We start from the raw sequence: 22,120 nt of genomic DNA, 5'->3' as shown, positions 1-22,120 counted from the left end.
CGTTTGCATCCACGTCTGCGGCCGACCAATCGGCTGCCCGCGGGTGAGGCACACAGGCTGGCCCGGGGCGGCTGATCTCGTCGCGGACCGGCGAGTGCTCCAGTCGGCCACACTGGCCAACTGTGCCGCTCAGTCACAGCTCGTCTGAGCCGAAGCACGGTCTTTGTCACAAGCCACGGGATGGGTGGGGAAAATGTTGCTAACTGCGGGTGCCCTTCGGGTAGCTCCCCTGCAGGGTGAGATGACGCTGTCGTTCTTGGGGCGGATCGCGGACGGTTACGGGCTGACGGTGCGGAGTCTGCTGTCGTCGGTTACCGAAGTGGCTGGCCAGCAGGGCGTCGTCGGGGCTCTGCAGGGCGACAGTGAGGTGTTCCTGAACGCCGCGGCCCGGGACCGGGTCGCGGCGCTGTGTCGTGTGCCGCACGTGGGCTTACGCCGTGCGTTGCCGACCTGGACGCGGGAGGAGCCACCGGGCCCCTCGAAGGAGAGGCCGACGGCGCGGTTCCGCAACGGAGTGGAGACGGTTGCCGCCTGGGGCCCAGCGTGCCCGGGCTGTGTGGCTGCGCGGACCGGTCGCGTTGCACCAGCCCGGGTGTACCTGGCTGCGCACCAGCGAGTCTGCCCACGTCACCGGTGCTGGCTGATGGGCGTGCCTGGCATCGAGGGCCGTGTCGTCGGGTTGGCCGGATGTCCGGAGGTGGTCCAGGCGCAGGCCGATCACCGGAGGCTGATGCGCCGCTCGCCCGTCGCTGCTTCGGCGTTCCAGGTTGCTGAGGCGGTCACAGCCTGGTGGTGGGCGCAGGTGTGGCCCGAGGAGCGCCTGTGGGCGATGCGGCTGGAGGCGGCCATGCCTGCGGGCGAGGATCCGCAGCGGTGGCGGATCCTGGCGCGGGATTTGGTCACCTACCCCGAGACCGTCGCCCTCGCCGCGCTTCTGGCCAGCCGGGTCTGGCGGCTCCGTGTCGCTGCTGGCGGTGGTGGTCACCTCCCCTACCGGTTGGCTGATGTGCCCTGCGTGCCCAGCGAGCTGGGTGGCACCTTGGGCTCCTGACTCCCACGGAAATAGCAGACGGCTACGGCCGCCCCGGATAACAAGGCGGCCGTCGCCGTGCGAGTGACCGTGTCAGCAGTTCTTGACCGTCCAGACCGGGTCCCAGCTGAACCAGGACGGGGCGACGCTGTACGCGGTGGAGGAGTGGTAGACGCCACCGGTCGAGTTGTAGAACGTGGCTACAGTGCCGGTGGTCTGGTTGTTGTAGAAGCCGCCGCCGTCGCCGCCAGAGCCCCAGTAGGACAGGTGATAGGTGTTGCAGTAGTACAGGTCGAACACCTTGTACTTACCGCGGGTCGGATCCCAGACGCGAAGGCACAAGGTGCCGTAGGAGCAACTGTAAGATCCGTCGGTGACATAGCGGATCCTTTTGGCGGCGGGGCTGATTGACGGTGATGTGGCCGCCACCTCGAGCTTGTGTTCTGCGCCAACCGCAGATGTGCGAACGGTCTGCGTGGTGGTGCTCGCTGCCCGGTCCCCAGACGGAGCGGCCTGAACAGGTGTGGTGCCCATGAGGCCACCGACGATCAGGCTCACCCCCGCGATGAGTCCCGCTACCTTGCGACGTAAGATCATGCTTGTCCCTCCGAGGTGATCATGGTCAGTCTGCGGACATCGGACCGGCGGAGTGGAGACCCCTCGACTCAGGCCGAAGCCTTGGAGACAAAGCGAGTGCTGGACACTTCACAGGATTTGGCCCAACGCCTCTGCTTTGATTCCCCCTTCTTCCTCTGTCCCGAGGCAGAGACGGTCCCGATTCCGCATGACTGACTATCGGCCATCCGGGTGCCTTTAGAGATTCGCACGGCAAGACGGCCGGTGTCATGCGGTGACCTATGAGACTTGCGACGTGTTCGATAAGCTCTTGTTCATGGTTGCAGGTGAAGCGGCAGAGGGGGCCGGCGGTGTGGCCGCAAAGTCGTCGTCGGAACCCAGCATTCACCAGCTACGGCTGTTTCTGGTACTGAGCGAGGAGTTGCATTTCGGCCACGCTGCGACCCGGTTATATGTCACCCAGTCCGCCCTCAGCCAGCAGATTCGCGGCCTCGAGAATCGTCTGGGGGTGACTCTTTTCGATCGCTCCAGCCGGGCGGTCGCTCTCACCGCGGCCGGCCGGGCGCTGCTGCCCGACGTCAAGGCTGCCGTGGAGGCGATGGATCGGCTGCGGCGGGCAGCGGATGCGCGGGGGCGTCATCTGTCCGGCAGGCTGAGAGTGGGCACGATCGGCGCGGAGGCGGCTATGCCGCACACCCGCGCTGTGCTCGGGGCTCTACGCCGCCAGTACCCCCTCCTGGAGGTGGAGGTCCTCGGCTTGAACTTCGTCGACCACTTGGCGGCTTTGTATCGGCGGGAGGTTGATGTGGTCTTCCTGCGGCCGCCGGTGCCCGACGACATCGAGGTGCACTACCTGGCTACCGAGCCCCGGGTGGCCTGCCTGTCCGCTGACGACTCCTTGGCCGCCCAGCCCCGGGTCACTCTCGGCGACTTCGCCGAGTATGCAGTGGTGGACGTCCCCCCACAGGTACCGCGGGTTTGGTGGGATTTCTGGGCGGTGGACCCGCGCCCCGACGGCACCCCGGTACGCTACGGGCCCGCGGCTGTGGACATCGAAGCCCTGCTACACATCGTGGCGCAAGGTGAAGCCATGGCCTTCCTCCCCGACGCCGCCCGCCACCTCTTCCAACGCCCCGGCATCAGCTACGTCGATGTCGAGGGTCTACCACCGTGCACCTCAGCCCTGGCCTGGCCAGCCGAGCACCGCAATATGCCCCTCGTCGCCGCCGCGCGAGAAGCCGCACAGTCGACTTCGCACGGTCGAGCACAACCATAGCCACCCGCCAACCACGTCAGCGACCACGGCCCTGACCAACTGCGGCTCAGACGACTCGAGTGGGCCAGGTGCCTCAGGCGTGGGAGCTGAGCAGCGACCTCATCGGCGCGCTGCAGGGCGTGCGGCTGTGTGGCAACGTGCACGTCATCGCCGCCGCGGAGATCCTCGTTGCCGCGACCAGCGAATTGGGCCTGGGTGAGAAGAACGCCGACCGTTTCCAGCGACAAGCCGGGACCGTGGTGGCCGCCCGTGATGCGTTCTTGGGTATCTGCTGGGAAGACCTTGCCTACACGTCCCGTTGGTGGCAGGTCCGTCGACGCATCAAGGAGCGCCGCTTCCTGCGCGGCCAGGTCGCCCACTGAGGTGCCGCTGGTGGTCAGGGCCGCCGATGGAAGGGTGACCAGCGTGCCGCAACAAATTCGCCTGACGGAAGGTCAGTTGCCAGCAGGATATGAGAGCCAGCTCTGGGCCTCGGTCACCTGGCCGGCCTCCCGACCGACGCACCGTCTCTCGCTGGATGGCACTTCACCCATTCAAGTGCTAGTTAATGTCCAAACGAGCGTTAATTCATCGTGTATTATACTGCCATGAGTGGTGAGCTTGAGGGTGATGGGGTCGCGGCGTTGCTGGCGGAGGCGAAGCTGGCGGCGGCGTTTGACGATCCGGCGGAGCGGGTGCGGTTGCGGAAAGCTGCGGGGTTGTCGCTGGAGCAGGTGGCGCGGGCGGTGGGTGTGGGGCGGCAGACGGTGGCGAACTGGGAGGCCGGCGGGATGCCATCCTCACCGTCGCGGGGGAAATACCTGCGGCTACTGGAAGGGCTCGCGCAGATCCACCCCGCCCCGACCCCGGCGCAGGAGCCGCACACCGCCGCGCCGCCGCAGGCCGCCTCCAGTGCCGCGCAAGCACCGGCCGCGCAGGCACCGGTTGCGGAGAGTCCGGTGGCGCGTCAGGCGCGGGCCGGGTACGCCCGGCACCAGAACCGGCGCCGCACCACCTCCACCGAGCAGGTCCACGCGGAGTCGCGGGGAAAGATCGCTGCGGCCGTGGAGCAGGAGCTGACCCGGGCCGGCGGGGACGCGGACGCGGCGGCGGGCGCGCTGGTGAAGCGGGCGATCCCGGACGTGATGGCCCTGTTCGCGCGGACGCGGGCGCAGGCGCGGTATGAGCACACCGCCTACCCTGCTTTGCCGGACATCCTGCGTAAGCCGTCCAAGACCGATCCGGATCTGATCTGGGAGGCCCGGCCGTCGTGGCGGCATCCGGGCTTTCGGCGTCATCCGGATGGTGAGGTGGCGGTGACGGCGTTGGATGTGAATGCGGCTTATTTGTCGGCGTTGAAGACGTGGTTGCCGATCGGGAAGCTCACCCACACCGTCGGCGGGGAGCATGACCGTAAGCGGGCGGGGGTGCATCTGATCACCCCGCCCGTCTGGGAGCATGCGGATCTGCCGTCGCCGTTGGGGGATCGGGAGGAGGCGGGGCCGGTGTGGGTGACGGAGCCGACGCTGCGGCTCCTGCTGCGCCTGGCCGGGCCCAAGCACCGGCTGGTGGAGGCGCCGGTGATCCATGAGTCCTGGACCAGCGCGGCCACCGAGACGTTCCTGAACAGCCTGCGCCAGGTACTCGCCGCCGCCCGCGCCGACGCCATCGCCGCCGGGGACGACGTCACGAACACCTATGTGAAGGCGATGTACTCCAAGTTCGTCTCCACCCTGGGCGAGTCCTCCCACAACCGCGAGATCGCCCGCCCCGACTGGATGCACCTGATCCGCTCCCAAGCCTTCGCCAACCTGTGGGGCCGCGCCTACAAGGCCCACCAGGCCGGGCTGACGGTGATGTGCGCGCTGGGCACCGACGAGCTCCACGTGGCCGGGGACTGGCGGCAGACCTGGAGTGAGGGGCGGGGGCTGGCGGAGATGAAGGTGAAGACCGACCGTGACGGGGCCCCGGTCACTTATAGCGTCGCGGCTGTGGGCGGGGGCCGCTGATGGCCGGGCGGTGGAGGGACTTCGGCCACTACAACGCCCGCGGAATCCCCGGCTCGGACGCCCTCGGTATCGGGATCGAGCGGATGGTCACCGGCATCACCTCGCCGGCCGACACCGAACGCGGCATCGCCGCCCGCCTGCGGTACCTCACCGCATCAGCGGCCGGATACGCCGCCATAGAACGTGCCGGGATCAGCGTCACGCCCCGGACGCTGTACGCGTGGCTCGCCGAAGAACGGCTGCCCAACAAGGCGAACCAGCAGAAGCTGGACGCCGCCTACTGGGACCTGCGGCGCCACAACGTCGCCACCGACCTCAAACGCCGCCTCACCACCCGCGGCGGCACCCGCATCGAGATCGACCCCGTCGACCAGACCCGCGTCGACCCCCGCCACCGCCGCGACCTCCAAACCCGACGCCTCACGGTCCGGCCCCGCCACTGGAACACAGCCGTCAACGCCTGGCTCACCGACGACACCGACACCCTCGATGTCGTATGGGACGAAGTCATCCACGACCTCGGCAGCGACTACGACTCATTCGCCTACGTCTCCTCCATCGGCTGGAACGCCTGAGGAACGCCCAACCGTGAGACAAGGTGAAGACGGGCTGGAGCCGAAGCACGACAGATGTCACCAAAGCAGGACTGTCGTCACCTGCGAGGGTGCGGCGCCGGAAGGTCTAAACGCTTGACGGCCGCTGCGATCTCCTGGGCAGCCTGGGCGGGGGCGAGGTGCGTGGTGTCGATGACCTCGGCCTCGGCATGCAGCCACGACCGGGCCGCCTCGGCATAGGGCTCGAGGTACTGGAGACGGAACGGTGAGGGACTCTGTCGGGGATCTTGGAGTTCTCGAGACAAGGGCTGTCGGTGCTTGAAACACTCCGGACGGTCCTGCGTGGTTCCGTCTTCCTGAGGTGATCAGTGTCCGTTCGTCCCCGGTCCGGTGCAGTAGTTCCCGAGCTCACGGCCCGGATGGCGCGGGCCAGCAACCCTCGTGGCACCACGGCGATGTGGGTACGTGATCACCTCGACGGGCTCTGGGACGACAGAGACGTCGCTTCCTGGTACCCGCGCGACGGCCGCCCCGGACTCTCGCCGGCGCAACTCGCCACGGTCTGTGTCCTTCAGTTCAGTTCTTACTGAACCTCTCCGACCGGCAGGCGGCCGAGGCGGTGCGATGCCGGATCGACTTCAAGTACGCCCTGGCCCGGGAGCTGGACGACCCGGGATTCCACCACAGCGTGCTGACCGACTTCCGTGATCGTCTTTGCGAGGACGATCGCGCTGACCAGCTACTCTCCCTGTCGCTGGAGCGGATGCGGGCGGCCGGCATGGTCACCGAGCGCGGCAGGCAGCGCAGCGACTCCACTCAGGTCCTTGCTGCCGCGCGGGACCTCACCCGTCTGGAGCTGGTCCTGGAAGCAGTACGCGCGGCGTTGGAGGAAGCTGCTCAGCGGGCCCCTGAGGTCCTGGACGGGCTGGTGGATGCCGAGTGGGCCACCCGCTACGGGCGTCCCGTGCGGCTTCCCAGCCAGCCGAGCCACCCCGCCACCCGGCTCAAACAGGCCGGAGCGGACGCCCACGAACTTCTGCAGCGCCTGCCGCCCCACCAGCGCGGTCCTCGCGCGGAAGCGCTGCGGCAGATCGTGGTGCAGAACTTCCTCCTCGACACCCCTGACAGGTTACGTCCGCGCACCGAGAAGGACGGACAGCCCAAAGGGGCCCTGCGGATCGTCACGCCTTACGACCGTGACGCCCGCCGGGCCATCCGGGGCGATACCCGCTGGAGCGGCTACCTCGTCCATGTCACCGAGACCTGCGGAACCGACGATGCGCAGGCCAACCTGATCACGGACATCGCCACCACCAAGCCGACCCGGGACACCGAGGCCCTCCCCGGAATCCATTCCCGCCTCCGCCACCGCCAGCTGCTGCCCCGGCAGCACCTGCTCGACGGCGGCTACCTCTCCGTCGCGCTGCTGCACCGCTCCCTCCGCGACCACGAGGTCGAACTCGTCGGACCCGTCAAAGCCAGCGGAGCATGGCAGAGCAAGGAACAGTCCGGCTTCACCCGGGACGACTTCACCATCGACTTCGACCAGCGCCAGGTCACCTGCCCCAACGGCGAGACCAGCCACATCCGGCTCAAGGCACCGGCCATGGCTCCCTACACCGTGGCACGGTTCCGCCCACACCAGTGCAACCCGTGTTCCGACCGGTCTGCCTGCACCCGCGGCACCGCTGCCCGCACCGTGAACTTCCTTCCCCGACCCCTCCACGAGCTCCAGGCCCGGAACCGAACAGACCAGCAAGACACCCAGTGGAAGCGGCTCTACGCCACCCGGTCCGGCGTCGAAGGCACCATCTGCGAGCTCGCAGGCGGACACCAGGCCCGCCGCAGCCGCTACCACGGGATCCGCAAAACGCACGTACAGCACATCCTGACCGGCATCGCCATCAACATCGAACGCCTCGCCTCACGCACAACTCGACACCCCCACCGCTCTCGCTCCCCGACGGCCTTCCAGCAATACCTCAACGTCCGCGGCCTGAGCTGGGAATGCTGGTGCCGACAAGGCAAATGAGGTCACGCTCAAGATCCCCGACAGAGTCGCTCCTTCGCCCATCCGTGCGCCGCGGCCCCCGTCCCGGCCTCGTCGGGCCGCACCAACCGCCACCGCATCAACCGCGGCGGAGACCGACATGGCAACAGTGCCCTCTACACCGTCGTCCTGGTCCGTATGCAGCACGACCAGCGGACACGGGACTTCGTGGCCAGACGCACTGCCGAGGGCATGTCCGCCAAGGACATCATGCGGTGCCTCAAGAGGTTCGTCGCCCGCGAGATCTACAGACACCTCGTGAGCACCAACACCCTCAACACGACAGGCTCGGCCAAAGCCGGATCATGACGCTGGCCGGTTACCGTCCGAGGCGTCGGGATCGAGCGAAGTGGCCGCGACCAGCCCCTCGGCGAATGCCTGGAAGTCCGCGGCCAGCGGGAGCTCCGTGCCGTCGTCCACGTCGAACCACGTCACGGACGGATCCTCGTACCTCCCGCACTCCCGATAGTCGAGAGCGATCCAGCAGTGACCATCGCCGGACAGGAGAACCAGAGGAGACGGAAGCCCCCACTCCTCAACCAGATACGCCGTGTCCAGCAAGGACAACTGGCCGTCGCGACGGCCGATGCCCATCATGTCGTCGAACGGAACGTGATTCCCGCTCCACGACGTCGGCACGTCCGTCGGGAAGGCGTTGCACAGCTCTGCCACCGCACCGCCGTTCCTGACCCGCAGAATCTCCAGCAACGATCCCGGCAGACGGACACCGAGCCGAAGCTCAGCATCCTGAACCACCACGTCGGTCAACGACGGCTGAACCCCATACCGGCCCTCGCCCCAGAACGTCGCCTTGACCGCATCAAATCGCGCCACGAACGCATCTTATGGACCCCGCCCACGGGCTTGACGATCTATAGGGGCTTCATCGCCGTGCAGCACCGCATCGCAGACGCACGGGGCGGCTTCGCTTTCCCCCTCTCGGCCCTGGTCATCCGCGTGCACCGCCGCCGCAAAGCCACCGGTCGCAGGGAGAGCCGGGAGACCATCCACGCCGGGACCAGCCTGCCGGCCCACCAGACAGGCCCGGACGCGCTGGCCACCGCGATCCGCGGGCACCGGGGAGTCGAAGTCCCAGACGACGTCGCGGACGTGACCTTCGCCGAGGACGCTTCCGCCGTCCACACGGGGACCGCATCCCGCGCCACGGCCACTTTCCGCAACCACGCAATCGGCGCGCTGAAACCCCTGGAGCCGACAACATCGCCAAGACCACCCGGGCCATCCGCGCCGCACTCCAGTGAGCACGCTCCGCCCCGGGCGTCACCACCAACCCGGACCCACAGGGAAGTTGGTCCAGCCCTGGGGAACCGTAGGACACGATGCGGCTCGGCGACAGTATCGGAAGGGCCTGACCGATGAACGTGCCCGACTGGGCAGGTTGACTCAGGGAGGAGAGACGGCCCGGTCGGCTACGCGGCAGAAGCGAGATCGCTCATAGAATTCCGCCGGTGGGCCGTGCCGCGGCCGGCACACGTCAAGCACGCTCCACTCATAGGAACCGGGCCCAGAACACGGACGGAGCACCCTCATGGCACCCTCGCACGTGGTCGAAGCGCTCAGCGCGGCGGATTTTCTGCGGAATCACCTGGAGCCTGGCCAGCCGGTCGTGGTGAGGGGATCCCTGAACGGCTGGAGGGTTCCCCCTCCCTGGAGACTGCAGGACCTCAAGGAGCGCTTCCGCGACGCCGAAGTCTCACTGTTCGACACGCTCTTCACCCTCGAGGAAGTGGCCACATTCGGCGACTACATCGACGAGCACACCGGTCAGGGGGACGCCGGGATACCCCCCTATCTGCGCTGGTTCACTCAGCAGAGCCATGATCAGATGATCGTCGCCGATGACGCGTTCGCGGAACTCGCGGACGACTGGTCGATGCCGTCTTGGCTGCCCGAGGGGGACTATCTGCTCCCGCCGGCCGCCGGGCCCGTGAACGCCTCCCATGACCGCTTCCCAGCGCGGGGCATGTTCGTCTGCGGACAGGGCGGGCGGACGCGCCTGCACGTCGACCCCTGGGCCAGCGACGCGTGCCTGTGCCAGGTGACCGGCAGGAAGCGCTTCATCATGTACGGGCCGGAGACCGGCGAGTTCCTGACCGACTCGGAGGGCGGCACCGTGGATCTCGACCACCCCGACGAGAGCAGGTTCCCCCGCTGGAAGCAGGCGGTGCCCACGCTCGACGAGGTCCTGTCGCCGGGAGACGCCATCTTCATCCCCCAGGGCTGGTATCACACGGCCATCGCGCTCGATGACAGCGTCTCTCTCACCTGGAACTTCACCCATCGGGTGCACGAGGAGCGGTTCGACACCTTTCTCCGGTCCGGCGGCGGTGAGGACCCCGTCATCTCCTATTTCCTTGGAGATGTTGAAAAGGGGTAGGGCGGAAGTGGGCTGGCCCCGGCCTGCCTTCACCCGGTGAGAGGGGTCTCCCCGCGGCGCGGGGAAGCGATCACCGTCAGCCGAGCGTTCGACATCGCGGAGTAGAAGTTCGGGGTGAAGGCGGGCCCGGTTCTCGACCCGATCAGGCCGTTGAGCTACGACGCTGCCCGCATGGTGTTCATCCGGGCCAACGAGACCTTCGGAGCGAACTGGACCCTGCATGACCTGCGGCACAGCGCGGCCAAACGCATGGTGCGCGACCCCCAGCTCTCGCTCACCGACCTCCGATGGGTATTTGGCCATCTCCACATCAGCACCACGGAGCAATACCTCGAACCCGCCGAGGACGAGGTCGTCGCGCACGTGCTGGCCCACCACGCCCGGCAGGCTGCGGAGCCTGTCGGACACTGCGTCGAGCTGCAGCACGCCATCGGCGAGCGCCAGACCAACGGCTACCACGGCAAGCACCTCTTCTACGCGCTCCTCGCGGGCCTCGGCGTCTTCGGCCCCAACGCCCCGGCACGGCTGAAGACGGTGATGCTGCCAGGTCAGTTGACACCGGCAGCCCTGGTCGACCGGCACGGCATCACCTGCACCGCGATACGCGACCTCCTGGTCGACTACCTCACCGAGCGCGCGGTGGACGTCGACTCCACCACGCTGGAGGACATGGCCCGCACCCTGGCCGGACTGTTCTGGCGAGACCTGGAGAAACACCACCCGGGCATCGACTCGCTGCGGCTGGAAGCCGACATCGTCTCCGCCTGGCGGGAGCGCGTCCGTATGGTTCGTGACCGGCACGGCATCCCCATCCGGCTGCGGGTCAACGCGCACACCGTGTTCAGCTGCGTCCGCACGTTCTACCAGGATCTCGCCCGCTGGGCCGCCGACGAACCGACGCGCTGGGGCCCGTGGGTGGCACCCCGCCCGGTCCAAGCTCGACCGGGAGCGGCTGCTGCTGGTCTCACCAGAGCTCGGCGAGGTGCTCACTGCGATCATTCATCGCGTCCGGCACGGGCAGCAGGCCATGCCCCTGGCCTCCGCCCACGACAGTCTGGAACGGCTCTGGAGTGCGCCGATGCCGTTCCTCTTCCAGCGCCGCTGCGGCCTCGAGGACCGAGCGATCCCGGGCGACTACATCTATACCTGCCTCAACGACGCCCTCGCTGCCAGCGGGCTGACCGGGCCCGGCGGTGAGCAGCTGCGCTACACACCGCACGACTTCCGGAGAATCCTCGTGACCGACGCCCTTCGCTCCGGTTTGCCCCCGAATGTCGCCGTCCGCATCTGCGGTCACCGAAGGGTCGACACGGCTCTCGGCTATGCCGCGATCTATCCCGAGGACGTCATCAACCACCACCGGTCCTTCATCGCCCGCCGCCGGTCGCTGCGGCCCAGCGAGGAGTACCGCGAGTCCACCGCGCAGGAATGGCAGGACTTCCTCGCCCACTTCGAGCTGCGGAAGGTCGCCCTCGGCGTCTGCGCGCGACTTCGGCACCCCCTGCGTCCATGAACACGCCTGCATCCGCTGTCCCGTCCTGCGGCCCGATCCCGAGCAGATGCCCCGCTTGGAGGAGATCCACGCGAACCTGCTCGACCGGCTCCAGGAGGCCAAGGAACAGGGGTGGCTCGGCGAGGTCGCCGCGATCGAGGCCAGCCTCGCCGCCGCCGAGCAGAAACTCACCGCCATGCGCGCCTTCGCCACCCAGCACACCACCGTTCACCTCGGCATGCCCGACTTCCGCAGCAGTGCCGGACGGCTTGATGCCGAGCAGTGACCGTGGTGCCGCCTCGCATCAGTACCGTCGGTCCAAAGCCTCGACGAGACTGCGGAGTTCGCGCGACCGGCGGCGGGACATCGCCAGCATCACCGCTTCGAGGAACTCGCGGGCCTGCCACGGATCACCGCAACAGGCCCACTCCGTGCGGCCGCCGCTCTCGTACTCCCACAACCGTCGATTCGGCTGGTGGACAAAGCTCCGCCAGCGCACCATCGCCGACCCGATCGAGCCCGGCCACAGGTACTTCTTCTGACGTTCGATCCGTCGAACCTCAGCGAGTGCGGCCGAGAGGCGAGCAATGCTCAAGACCTGTGGATCGGACTCGGAAGGGGTGCCTCGCGGAACGCGGAGGGCGTACCTTCCCGAGTGATCGACTTCTGGTCATCGAGTAGGCCCGCGTTGCAGCGCGGGTCGGGAAGGCACGCCCGTGCTGGGCGTAGTCAACGAGGACGGCACCACCCAGAGCGGCTCCCTGATGGACGACATCGTCCGTGAGGGCGCCCGCTTCGAACGCGGCGTCCTAGTCGAGCGTGAGCAAGAGGCTGCGGCATGAGTGAGCGCAAGGAACATCCGCTGCTGTTCCTGGACGTCGACGGACCTCTCCTGCCGTTCGGCGACGGCCCGCAGCGCGAGCCGTCAGGCACCGCGACAGATTCGCACCTGACGCGGCTCGACCCGCGCGTCGGGCCTCGCCTCGCGGCACTGCCGTGCGAGCTGGTCTGGGCCACCACCTGGGGGGAGGAGGCGAACACCGACATAGCACCGCGGCTCGGCCTGCCACCCCTGCCGGTCGTGCACTGGCCGGAACCCTCCGACGAGCATGAACGCGAGGACCAGTGGTACGGGCTCCACTGGAAGACCCGAACCCTGGTGTCATGGGCGGACGGACGCCCGTTCGTCTGGGTCGACGACGAGATCACCGATGCCGATCGGGACTGGGTGTCCACCCACCACCCCACCCCACCCCGGCCCTCCTCCACCGCATCGCGTCATCCCGCGGCCTCACCGACGAAGACTTCGCGGTCCTCGATCAATGGCTGCGGGACACTTGAGGCTCCCGCAGTGATCCACAGGAATTGACAATTGCTCAGGAGAGGCCACGGATGGCCGTGATGTCGTCATGCTTCCGGCGCCGGCGCGGCAACTCGGCCCGGACGCGCCCAGGCCGCCTACGCGGCATGGGCCTTTCTGTTGATCGTCATGCCGGTCATCTTCCCATCTGCGGTCGCTACGCGACCAGCCCGGACTGACCCGCACCTCCCCCGAGCGCCTCGGATACCCTGCAGATCACGCCTGCAGATCTTCCTCGCGCCCAGGGACGGAAGGCGGTGTGACCTCGGTGATCACGGCCGAGCCGACAACCGGCCTGCCCTCGTGCATGGTGATCACATCGCCAGGCTGCACATGGCGCCACTGTTCGGGGCTGAGTGGCGCCAAACGGACCGTCGCGCTCTTTCCCGGTGCCAGGCCGGGCGCACCCTCCACCCACAGTCGCGCAACGTTCACTGACTGTCCACCATCGGGCGCCCGGTTACCGATGTCCCAGAGCGGCCGCAGCTGCCCCTGCCCGGAGAAAGCGGTCTGACGTCCGCCCTCCTCCGTGCTCAGCAGGCTCAGCCTGGCCCGGAGGGTGCCGTGCTGCGTCTCCCAGGCCCGCCACTCGCACCAGTCGGCGCTGTGCTCCAGCATCATCTGGCGGGCTGCGTCCTCGAGTAGCGACCAGAATCGCAAGGAGACCGGCTGCTCGTCCGCGATCTCCGTCAGGAGGACGAGGACGAGCTCCCACTCCTGGTGCCGTTGACAGTCGCGTACGTCGTCAACCGTCACACCGTCTTCAGCCCGGGCGCCCTCGGGGAGTAGATCAGTCGCTCGCTGAAGGAGCGTGAAGGCATCGTCCATGAGGAGCATTTTCCAAGGTCCCAGTGACGTCCTCGTCGGGCTCCCTCGCGAGAACCGGTTCGGCGACACGCCCGGGAGGCCGCTGATCCTCAAGAAATTCGGCCGCTCCTCTCAGCGACCTATCGGCGGACAGACGGCCCCAGGCGGTCAGCATGCCAAGTTCGGATAGGACCAGCTCGGCAGCTTGGGCCTCGTTGACGAGGACGTGGCCCGGCTCTCGCCGCTCAAACACCGGAACCTGAACGTCCTGGCCGCTACAGCTTCACCGTCTCCCAGCCGGTCGACGGGCTGCGGTCGCTGCGCGCCCCGGACGTCGTCGACCTCGACGATGACGACGACGGCCAGGACGAGTGAGACGTGGACGGCACCCGGCGCCGGCACGGGGTGCGGACACCCCCTTGCGGGGTCAGGTGGCCGGGCTCCGGCTGAGCGCCCGTTGCTCGGTCCCCGGTGTTGTCGTTGTCTGAGCGAGGGGCGCATAAGGAGGCGGGCCTACGCGCCTTCTACGCTTCCGTGCCTCGGACGTGAGCCTTTCCCCTCCGGCAGCAGGCGTGGATTCTGTCTCTCCCAGTCAGCGCACCAAGGTTGGTTCCCGTAATGACAAGCAGCACCAGCGGCAACTCCGCACCATCCCCCGAGCCCGAGTCACAACCGCCCGCACGCGGTGAGCGGAACAGGCGCAACAGAGCGACGACACTGGCCTACGCCGTGGCGATCGTCGGCGCCGTGGTGGCTGCCGTTGTGACCCCTCTCGGTGATCACCTGGTGAAGGGCTTCCTCGACGATCCGACCTGTCCGGGTGAAGCCTGCGAGGGGAAAAACCCTCAGAATCAGGGATGCGGCGAGGATGCGCGTACCTACAAGCCCGCCGTCGGCAACCCCGCCCTTCTCCAGCTCCGCTACAGCGAGGACTGCCAGGCGGTGTGGGCGCGCGTCCAACGCGGGAGCCCAGGGGATCTGGTCACAGCAGAGGCCACCGGGGGAGCCAAGCGCACTGCCCAGATTGAGTACGGAAACGACCAGTTCACCAGCATGGTGAGCGTGGATGACGGCGAGTTCCAGGTCACCGCCTGTGCGGTACCCAAGGCTGGCGGTGAGAGCACCTACGAGCGCTACTGCATCCATGCAACCGAGGCGACGGCTTGGTGGTGACCTGAGAAGCGCGTCAGCAGGACCAGGTGTGCGACCTGAGATAGGTTCCGGCTGCGGCCAGGTTGCCCCGCTGTCCCCGAGTGAGGCAGAACATCTTTGTCCCGCCGTAGTTGACGGCAGTGTAGGCGGACTGCACCGGCGTGTGCCGCCCGCCCAACCGCACACGCTGGTCCCGTTCCTCCAGTTGGGGTCGTCGCCGCTCCAGCCGCAGAGGGAGCCGGTTCCGTTGTCTCCGCTGTCAACGCAGACAGAGCCGTCGGTGCAGGCCCGTGCCTGCAAAGCGGCGTCCGCGGTGGCGGGCAGGAGCAATACCCCGAGGGAGGAGGCCGCAGCGAGTGCTGCGGCAAGTCGCGTACGGGCACGTCGTGTGACGTGCCCTTGGTGTCGTCGACGGGGGGCGGGAACGACCTTAGCTTCCCGGCCCGATACCGAAGGTCGACAACAGGTCGTCCGGCCCTAAGGGCTCGCAGAGAATTAAGAGCTCGTCTCACGTGGCGTGAGGTCGATGAGGCATGATGCCTTCCCATGGGTGTCGATCTTTCGCAACGGTTGTTCCTGACGAACTCTGGGCCTTGGTCGCTCCGTTGCTCCCTTCGTTCGCTTCGCGGCCGCAGGGAGGGGGGACGGCTCCGTGCGATGAACGGGCCGTGTTCACTGCCGTGGTGTATGTGCTGACGAGCGTATGCGCGTGGCGGCATCTTCCCGAGACGTTCGGCGTCTCACCCGCCACCGCGCACCGCCGGTTCTCTGCGTGGACGGAGGCCGGGCTATGGAGACGCCTGCACCGGGCCGTCTTGGATGAGCTCGGCGTCCGCGGTGAGCTGGACTGGACCTCGGCGATCGTCGACGCCGCCTCGGTCCGGGCGAAAAAAGGGGATCGCTGACCGGGCGCAATCCGGTCGACCGGGGCAAGAAGGGCAGCAAACTGCACGTCCTCTCCGACGCCCAGGGCTTACCTCTGGCGCTCGGTGTGTCCGGTACCAATGTCCACGACAGTCAAGCCCTGCTGCCGCTGATTTTGGGCATACCCGCGATCCGGTCGCGGCGCGGTCCGCGCCGACGCCGCCCTGCCAAGCTCCGTGCAGACATGGCCTACCACTCGGTCGAGCACCTGAGGTGGCTACGCGGCCGCAACATCGTCCCGCGCATCGCGCGGCCAGGCATCGAGTCCAGCGAACGCCTCGGCCGGCACCGCTGGAAGATCGAACAGTCGATCTCCTGGCTCTTCGGCTACCGCCGCCTCACCGTCCGATACGAACGGAAAGGCACACACTTCCTGGCCTTCCTCGGACTCGCAGCGGCTCTGACCTGCTACAAGAAGCTGACCAAGATCACCACGTGAGACATGCTCCAAGCCAGCGTCGGCTGGAACGTCTGGACCCCGCCCGTTCGCTTCGCTCCCTGCCACCCCCGGCGCCGTTGATCACGAAGGACATGACGCCGACAAGGAGGTGAGGTGAGCGATGGCGGAAGGCTACGGGCTGCTGGTGGCAGGTGAGGGGTCGCATGGGGGTACGGCGGCGCTGGCGGGGCTGGAGTCGGCCGCGCTACGGGGCGCGGAGGCCGGCGGCCGCGTCGTGCAGCTCACCGCACCGCTGGAGCCCGAACGGTCGCGGGCCGCGTTGCGGACGGCGGGCCGCCGCTGGTGGCCGTGGCGGGGCGGTCGATGCTGGATTCCTGGTGTGGCGAGCCCTACGTCGCCCCCAGGGGAGGCGGCCCGCTCGGTGCGCTACGACGGGCTGCCCTGGGCCTGGCTCAGTACGCACCTGTGGACTCGCGAGGAGGGTTCGACGGCCGTCGTCGTGGACCTGGCGGCCGGCCAGGACGTCACAACGGCGCTGGAGAACGACGGCGGCCTGCTCGACGTCGAGGGAGCTGTCTCGTTGTCATCGCGGACAAGGAGCGCGCCAGACGGTGACGCGCCGAGGCAAGCCGCACTGCGAGACGGGCCCCGCCGTTGTGGGGCAGGCCACAGCGCCGGGGGAGCGTTTCGCACACTGCAGACCGGCCTCGTCGGTAGGTGCCAAGGCACCCGGTCACGGCGTGGCGAGCGCCATCGTCGGCGTTTCGGCCAACCGGCTTGAGGCCGGCTGCTCTTGCACGACAAGGGTCGGTGCGGTGCACACCTCGGGAATCCGCTGCAACACCAGGAGGACAACCTGTCCGAAAGCGCATGCGTTCGATGTCGCGGGAGCATCGTTGGACACGTCGACGCCATCACGAAGTCGACGAGGGGAACACATTGACGCAAGACGAACCAGGCAGCGACGCAACGGTGAACCCGCCGAAGGCCGCAGTCACAGACGGCGTCTCGGACGCCGAGCGCGAGCTGTACGGGGGCCGGCTGCGCTACGACCAGTCCTACGTCCGCCATGAAGGTCCCCTGACCCGGTTGAAGTTCGGGCGCATGGCAGCCGTTCTTCCCCGTATGGTCGGCATGGTCCTGCGTACCGGCTGGCAGACGGACCGGCGGGCGCTGGCGAGTCTCGTGGCGGCACAGCTCGGGCAGGGCGTGACAGCCGGCTGGGGACTGGTGGCGGTCAACAGCGTTCTCACGCAGCTGTTCGCCGCTGGCCCGACCGGTGACAAGTTGCGCGACGCTCTGCCGTCGCTGGTGGTGCTCGCGGTCGCGGCGGTGGCCACAGCGCTGCTGTCGGCGTGGTCGACGGCCATGTCCGGCCGTCTTGAGCCACAGGTGGAGCGGGCGGTTTCTGCCCGGTACTACGCGGCCGTCACCCACGTCGAGGTGGAGGCGACCGAGCGGCCGGAGGTCCAGCGGGTCCTGGAGGCGGGCCGGTTCGGCACCGACTCCGCCCGCGGCATGCTCCGGCTGTCGGTCGGCGTGGGGAGCGTGCTGATCGGTATTGCGGCGGCTGCGGTCGTGCTCGTGACGCTGCACTGGGTCCTGCTGCCCATGCTGCTGGCCATCGCCCTGCCCAAGGGGTGGGGAGCGGTCCGCTCCGCGCGCCGTGACTACCTCTCGCGGTTGAGCTGGGTCGACCACCGGCGGGCTGTCGTCTCCCTCCTGGCGTACCTGACCCGCCCGCACGCGGCCGGGGAGATCCGCGTACACGCCGCCGGCACGAAGCTGCTGTCCAGCTACGAGGAGATGTCGAGACAGGCGGAGGTGGAGCAGCGTCGCCTGGCCCGGGCGCAGGCGTCCACGGATCTGGTCGCGGGCACGTTCGCGGGTGTGGCGTCGCTGGCCTGCTACGGGGTGCTGTGGTGGCTGCTGTCGACCGGTGGTCTGCCGCTCGCCGTCGGCGGGACGGCTGTGATCGCGATCCGTACGTCGACGGCGCGTCTCACGTCTCTGGTGCAGCAGGTCAACCGGCTCTACGAGGAGTTGCTGTTCCTCACCGACACGGAGGACGCCATCGCGGTGGCCGAAGAGAACGCGATCCCGCTCGCCGGCGCGCCGTTGCCCGCGCCGGTGCGGGAGGTGCGGACGGAGAAGGTGTCGTTCACCTACCCGGGAGCGGACTTGCCCGCTCTGAAGGGTGTGAGCCTGCGGGTTCCCCGGGGGAAGGTGACAGCCCTGGTGGGTTCGAACGGGTCGGGGAAGACCACGCTGACGAAGGTACTGGCGGGCCTTCTCCTTCCGACGGAGGGGAGTGTCTGGTGGTCGGGTGAGACGGGCGAGCGGGTCGAGCTCCGTGAGGCGGACCGTGCCCAGGTGTTCGCCGCGGTCGGGGTACTGGCTCAGGACTTCCCGCGCTGGGAGATGACGGCGGCCGCGAACGTGGCCATCGGCGCCGGCGACCGGCCTCGGGACATGGACCGGATGCGTGGGGCCGCCGGGGAGTCGGGCGTGCTCGATCTGATCGAGGGCCTGCCGCACGGGTGGGACTCGATCGTGTTCAAGGGCTACGAGCGGGGCGTGCAGCTCTCGGGTGGGCAGTGGCAGAAGGTGGGCACTGCTCGAACTCGTTACAGGAAGGCGCCGTTCCTGCTGGTCGACGAGCCAACCAGCGCGCTGGATCCGCACGCCGAGATCGCCGCGTTCGAGGGGCTGTGGTCCCTGGCCGAGGAAGGGCACGCGGTCGTCCTCGTCACCCACCGGCTCGCCGCGACCATGAAGGCCGATCACATCTACGTCCTCGATCAGGGACGCGTCGTCGAGGACGGCACTCACGAGTACCTGATGGCCCGCGAGGGCGGCCTGTATCAGGGGATGTTCACCGCCCAGGCCGCCCAGTACGGGCTCGCGCCCGCGGCCGACACGCTCCCCCGCCCTCGCAGCTCCCGGCCGTCCGACCACACGACGGCGACCTGATCCCGCCCACGCCGTCACGCCGGGCCTTTGGTACCGCCCTGACGGCGAAGGCGAGACGACCGTGGACGGCGGACCGTGGCCCGGGCTCCCGCGCCACGCGACACCGCTGGCCACACGTTGCACAGGAGCAGCACGGTGACGTACACCGCTCCCGTACAGCTGGATGAGCACTGCGGCGACGGCAGGACCTTCCGGGGGCGGTGAGCGCGGGCGGCGACGGCTCGCCGAGTACGCGCCCGTTCCCGAGGACGGCGGTCGGGCGCTTGACGTGGGTGCGGCACCGGGAGCTGGCCGCCTGCCTCGCTTCCCCCGGCCGCGCCGTGGGTGCCGTCGGCTTCGCTGACAGTGCGATGGCCCGGGCCAGCGAGGAGCACGCCGCCGGCGAGAGGGTGCGGTGGCTGCGGCTGGACATCGAGCGTGACGACCCGGCGCTGCTGGACGACTCGGGCCACGGCCTGATCACGCTCCGGCTGACGTACCCGTTTGTGCGGCCAGGGTCGTGTCGTTCATGGGCTGGGTGTGAGCGGCTGCGGGAGGGCGGCGCTCTGGTCATCATCACGTCAGGGGCAGAACACCCCGCAGGAGCGGCGTGGCATCGCACCGGGTGAGGACGAGAGCGCCCTGGCCGGCGTCGGCTGGGAGAGGATGGAGCGGCTGGACGCGGACGGGGTTGGCTTCTGGGTACTGCACAGCTCCGCCACACCGGCACCTGGGCGGCGCGAGCCCGGGCCTGCCCGGGCGAACGCATGCGCCGTCGCCCGGCGCACCGTCGGGACAGCGCGTGGAACGGAACGAGCTGCTCCAACTGCACCGCATCGATCCGAACACCCCGCTCGCCGAGTTCCTCGGCGCCCGGGGCGACCTCAAGGCCGAGGGCAAGGTCGGCCACATCGGCCTGTCCGAGGTCACCACCGAGGAACTCGCCAAGATGCGCGCATCGGTCGACATCGCGAGCGTCCAGAGTTTGGCTTTGTCGAGCAGTAGTGACGTCGCTTGTCGGTGAGTTCGGGAGGCGCCCCGATCCACGGACGGGTGGTGTTGATGAGTTTGGGAGGCACCGGGTCTCTTGCCAGGGCAGCATCGGGATGCTCCTGGTGAAAGGTGCTGGTCATGCCGCAGCGGAAGTCGACTTCGGCGACGTGACGATCCGTCTCGCCGGCGAGCTGGTGACCTGCTACTTGTTCTCCTTCCGGCTGTCGTATTCGGGCAGGGCCGTCCACCGGGTGTTCGCCTCCTGCGGCCAGGAAGCCTTCTTCGAAGGGCACGTCCACGCGCTGCGGACGCTGGGCGGCGTCCCGCGGAGCAAGGTCCGCTACGACAACCTCAAGGCCGCCGTCGCACGGGTGCTGGAACTCAGTCGGGCCAGGGTGGAGGCCGACCGGTGGATTGCCTTCAAGTCGCACTTCGACATCGAGAACTTCTACTGCCGTCCCGGCATTGAAGGCGCCCATGAGAAGGGCGGCGTCGAAGGGCAGATCGGCTCCTTCCGCTGCAACCACTTCCTTCCTGTCCCCGAGGTCGCCTCGCTCGCCGAACTGAACGAAATGGCCGAACAGTGGGACCGGCAGGACGGCACACGCCGCATCCGCACCCGGCCCAAGACCGTCGCCGAGCACTTCGCACTCGAACAGCCGCTGCTGATGCCGCTGCCCGAGCAGCCGTTCGAGACGGGCCGGCTGTTCACCCCGCGGGTCGACCGCTACGGCCAGATCCCGGTCCGCACCAATCGCTACTCGGTGCCGATCCGACTTATCGGCAAGCGGGTGCGGGTCGTACTGCACGCTTCTCACCTGGTGGTTTACGACCAGAACGTGGAAGTGGCCCGACACGAGAGGCTGATCGCCAAGGGCGCCGTCCGCCTGGAGCTGGATCACTACCTGGAGGTCCTGGTCCGCAAGCCCGGCGCGTTTCCCGGCTTCACCGCCCTCGAACAGGCCCGCTCAGCAGGCAAGTTCACCACCGTCCACGATGCTTGGTGGGCTCAGGCTCAGAAGGTTCACGGCGAGCGGGACGGCACCCGGGCCCTGATCGAGGTCCTGCTGCTGGGACGGCACCTGCCGCACGAGCACATCGTCGCCGGTCTGGCCGCAGCCTTGCGCGCCGGGGCGATGACCGCCGACGCAGTCGCTCTGGAAGCCCGCAAGGCCGCCCAGGCCGAGCCCGAACCCGACCTGGCGGGCCGGCGGCTGCCCGGCGCACCGTCGGCGAACGTGACGTCTCTGCACGAGTGGAAGCTGTCCCACCTCCCGCCGGACACCAGGCCCCTGCCGTCGGTGACCCCTATGACCAGTTGCTCCGACGTCGTCGCGCCAGCGGCGGTGACCACCCAGAGGGAGAAGCACAGTGACTCTGCCCCGCCAGCGAGGCTTGCCCGAGCCGGCCGCCGACGCCGCCATCGACACCGCCTGCCGCATGCTGCGGCTGCCGTCGATCCGCAATGAATTCACCGAGACCGCCGACCGAGCGATGAAGGACCAGATGACCTACCGCGGCTTCCTCGCCGAGCTGCTGATGGCCCAGTGCGACGACCGGGCCCGCCGCCGCTCGGAGAGGCGGATCAAGGCAGCCGGCTTCCCGCGGGAGAAGTCCCTGCGGAACTTCGACTTCGACGCCAACCCCAACATCGACCCGGCCACCCTCCACACCCTCGCCAGCTGCGAGTGGATCAAGAAGAGCCAGCTCTCTGCCTGATCGGCGATTCAGGCACCGGCAAGTCCCACATGCTCATCGCCCTGGGCACCGAGGCCGCCATGAAGGGCTACCGCGTCCGCTACACGCTGGCCACCAAGCTCCTGAACGAACTGGTCGAGGCTGCCGACGAGAAGCAGCTGAACAGACCATCGCCCGCTACGGCCGCGTCGACCTCCTCTACATCGACGAACTCGGCTACATGGAACTCGACCGCCACGGCGCCGAACTCCTCTTCCAGGTGCTGACCGAGCGGGAGGAGAAGAACAGCGTCGCCATCGCCTCCCACGAGTCCTTCGGCGGCTGGACCAAAACGTTCACCGACCCCCGCCTCTGCGCGGCCATCGTCGACCGCCTCACCTTCAACGGCACCATCATCGAAACCGGCACCGACTCCTACCGCCTCGCCAGCACCCGAGCACGAGCCGAAGCACCCGCCAAGGCAGGCTGAA

The 22,120-nt window shown here is 68.3% G+C and carries 21 protein-coding genes and 3 pseudogenes; 20 read left to right on the top strand and 4 right to left on the bottom strand.

Translation table 11 applies throughout. The annotated features are described in order from the left end of the window. Positions 1 to 193: 193 nt before the first annotated feature. Entirely contained in the window at positions 194 to 1,051 is an 858-nt protein-coding gene (locus tag O7609_RS24465) for a TniQ family protein (protein ID WP_269744287.1), read from the top strand. 72 nt (positions 1,052 to 1,123) lie between these two features. On the opposite strand, the gene O7609_RS24460 is transcribed toward O7609_RS24465, so the two are convergent. Continuing rightward, positions 1,124 to 1,588: a hypothetical protein gene (locus O7609_RS24460; RefSeq protein ID WP_269732734.1), complete on the bottom strand. Its 465-nt coding sequence runs from the start codon at positions 1,586 to 1,588 to the stop codon at positions 1,124 to 1,126. A 334-nt stretch (positions 1,589 to 1,922) separates the two neighbouring features. Here O7609_RS24460 and O7609_RS24455 point away from each other — a divergent pair, with 334 nt between their 5' ends. From O7609_RS24455 to O7609_RS24430, 6 genes and pseudogenes are all read left to right on the top strand, one after another. Next, positions 1,923 to 2,882, top strand: a complete 960-nt coding sequence (locus tag O7609_RS24455) for a LysR family transcriptional regulator (RefSeq protein ID WP_443072275.1) — start codon at positions 1,923 to 1,925, stop codon at positions 2,880 to 2,882. Positions 2,883 to 2,950: 68 nt separating this feature from the next. Next, on the top strand, positions 2,951 to 3,244 hold the full coding sequence (locus tag O7609_RS24450; protein WP_269744285.1) for a hypothetical protein: 294 nt from the start codon (positions 2,951 to 2,953) through the stop codon (positions 3,242 to 3,244). Positions 3,245 to 3,469: 225 nt separating this feature from the next. Then, the gene (locus tag O7609_RS24445; protein WP_269744284.1) at positions 3,470 to 4,870 is read left to right on the top strand and encodes a helix-turn-helix domain-containing protein; all 1,401 of its coding nucleotides are present in this window, start codon (positions 3,470 to 3,472) and stop codon (positions 4,868 to 4,870) included. Next, the gene (locus O7609_RS24440) at positions 4,870 to 5,445 is read left to right on the top strand and encodes a transcriptional regulator (protein ID WP_269744283.1); all 576 of its coding nucleotides are present in this window, start codon (positions 4,870 to 4,872) and stop codon (positions 5,443 to 5,445) included. The genes O7609_RS24445 and O7609_RS24440 overlap by 1 nt, the downstream gene beginning before the upstream one ends. Before the next feature lie 598 nt (positions 5,446 to 6,043). Then, positions 6,044 to 7,456: a transposase gene (locus O7609_RS24435; RefSeq protein WP_269744282.1), complete on the top strand. Its 1,413-nt coding sequence runs from the start codon at positions 6,044 to 6,046 to the stop codon at positions 7,454 to 7,456. Positions 7,457 to 7,486: 30 nt separating this feature from the next. Next, a pseudogene (locus tag O7609_RS24430) lies at positions 7,487 to 7,783 on the top strand (transposase); the annotation flags it as partial. On the opposite strand, the gene O7609_RS24425 reads toward O7609_RS24430, so the two are convergent. Continuing rightward, on the bottom strand, positions 7,778 to 8,308 hold the full coding sequence (locus O7609_RS24425; RefSeq protein ID WP_269744281.1) for an SMI1/KNR4 family protein: 531 nt from the start codon (positions 8,306 to 8,308) through the stop codon (positions 7,778 to 7,780). The pseudogene O7609_RS24430 and the gene O7609_RS24425 overlap by 6 nt on opposite strands. A gap of 715 nt (positions 8,309 to 9,023) precedes the next feature. Between O7609_RS24425 and O7609_RS24420 the strand changes: the two genes are divergently transcribed. The 4 genes from O7609_RS24420 to O7609_RS24405 all read left to right on the top strand — a co-directional run bounded on the left by O7609_RS24420 (position 9,024) and on the right by O7609_RS24405 (position 11,650). Beyond that, on the top strand, positions 9,024 to 9,872 hold the full coding sequence (locus O7609_RS24420) for a cupin-like domain-containing protein (protein ID WP_269744280.1): 849 nt from the start codon (positions 9,024 to 9,026) through the stop codon (positions 9,870 to 9,872). 150 nt (positions 9,873 to 10,022) lie between these two features. Then, a complete protein-coding gene (locus tag O7609_RS24415) occupies positions 10,023 to 11,069 on the top strand; it encodes a hypothetical protein (RefSeq protein WP_269744279.1) in 1,047 nt (348 codons plus the stop codon). A 40-nt stretch (positions 11,070 to 11,109) separates the two neighbouring features. Next, positions 11,110 to 11,385: a hypothetical protein gene (locus O7609_RS24410; RefSeq protein ID WP_269732742.1), complete on the top strand. Its 276-nt coding sequence runs from the start codon at positions 11,110 to 11,112 to the stop codon at positions 11,383 to 11,385. Between the two features lie 46 nt (positions 11,386 to 11,431). Then, on the top strand, positions 11,432 to 11,650 hold the full coding sequence (locus O7609_RS24405; protein WP_269732743.1) for a hypothetical protein: 219 nt from the start codon (positions 11,432 to 11,434) through the stop codon (positions 11,648 to 11,650). An 18-nt stretch (positions 11,651 to 11,668) separates the two neighbouring features. Here O7609_RS24405 and O7609_RS24400 read toward each other — a convergent pair whose 3' ends face one another. After that, the gene (locus tag O7609_RS24400) at positions 11,669 to 11,959 is read right to left on the bottom strand and encodes a hypothetical protein (protein WP_269744278.1); all 291 of its coding nucleotides are present in this window, start codon (positions 11,957 to 11,959) and stop codon (positions 11,669 to 11,671) included. Between the two features lie 121 nt (positions 11,960 to 12,080). Here O7609_RS24400 and O7609_RS24395 point away from each other — a divergent pair, with 121 nt between their 5' ends. Both O7609_RS24395 and O7609_RS24390 read left to right on the top strand, forming a co-directional pair. Beyond that, positions 12,081 to 12,206, top strand: a complete 126-nt coding sequence (locus tag O7609_RS24395; RefSeq protein WP_269744277.1) for a hypothetical protein — start codon at positions 12,081 to 12,083, stop codon at positions 12,204 to 12,206. Beyond that, a pseudogene (locus O7609_RS24390) lies at positions 12,203 to 12,705 on the top strand (HAD domain-containing protein). Before O7609_RS24395 ends, O7609_RS24390 begins: the two are co-directional and overlap by 4 nt. A 235-nt stretch (positions 12,706 to 12,940) precedes the next feature. Here the strand turns inward: O7609_RS24390 and O7609_RS24385 are convergent. Next, entirely contained in the window at positions 12,941 to 13,552 is a 612-nt protein-coding gene (locus tag O7609_RS24385) for a hypothetical protein (protein WP_332330057.1), read from the bottom strand. 708 nt (positions 13,553 to 14,260) lie between these two features. Between O7609_RS24385 and O7609_RS24380 the strand changes: the two genes are divergently transcribed. The 7 genes and pseudogenes from O7609_RS24380 to istB all read left to right on the top strand — a co-directional run bounded on the left by O7609_RS24380 (position 14,261) and on the right by istB (position 22,119). Beyond that, on the top strand, positions 14,261 to 14,704 hold the full coding sequence (locus O7609_RS24380) for a DUF2690 domain-containing protein (protein WP_269744275.1): 444 nt from the start codon (positions 14,261 to 14,263) through the stop codon (positions 14,702 to 14,704). A 515-nt stretch (positions 14,705 to 15,219) separates the two neighbouring features. After that, a protein-coding gene (locus O7609_RS24375) for an IS5 family transposase (RefSeq protein WP_269744404.1) occupies positions 15,220 to 16,046 on the top strand; the annotation gives its coding sequence in 2 pieces (ribosomal slippage) (positions 15,220 to 15,586 and positions 15,586 to 16,046; 828 coding nt in all). 933 nt (positions 16,047 to 16,979) lie between these two features. Then, positions 16,980 to 18,980, top strand: coding sequence for an ATP-binding cassette domain-containing protein (locus tag O7609_RS24370; protein ID WP_269744274.1), 2,001 nt, complete (start codon positions 16,980 to 16,982; stop codon positions 18,978 to 18,980). A 263-nt stretch (positions 18,981 to 19,243) separates the two neighbouring features. Further along, positions 19,244 to 19,588 (top strand): hypothetical protein, encoded by a 345-nt coding sequence (locus O7609_RS24365; RefSeq protein WP_269732746.1) that lies wholly within the window; start codon positions 19,244 to 19,246, stop codon positions 19,586 to 19,588. Between the two features lie 173 nt (positions 19,589 to 19,761). Continuing rightward, entirely contained in the window at positions 19,762 to 19,983 is a 222-nt protein-coding gene (locus O7609_RS24360; RefSeq protein WP_443072217.1) for an aldo/keto reductase, read from the top strand. An 82-nt stretch (positions 19,984 to 20,065) separates the two neighbouring features. Then, the gene (locus tag O7609_RS24355; RefSeq protein WP_269744273.1) at positions 20,066 to 21,421 is read left to right on the top strand and encodes a Mu transposase domain-containing protein; all 1,356 of its coding nucleotides are present in this window, start codon (positions 20,066 to 20,068) and stop codon (positions 21,419 to 21,421) included. Further along, positions 21,324 to 22,119, top strand: a pseudogene (gene istB / locus O7609_RS24350) (IS21-like element helper ATPase IstB). The gene O7609_RS24355 and the pseudogene istB overlap by 98 nt, the downstream one beginning before the upstream one ends. Position 22,120 lies beyond the last annotated feature (1 nt).

Source organism: Streptomyces sp. WMMC1477, assembly GCF_027460245.1.
In the GTDB taxonomy this organism is placed as follows: Bacteria; Actinomycetota; Actinomycetes; order Streptomycetales; family Streptomycetaceae; genus Streptomyces.
Note: the sequence above shows the minus strand (reverse complement) of the source record. Positions and strands in the feature narration are given on the sequence as shown.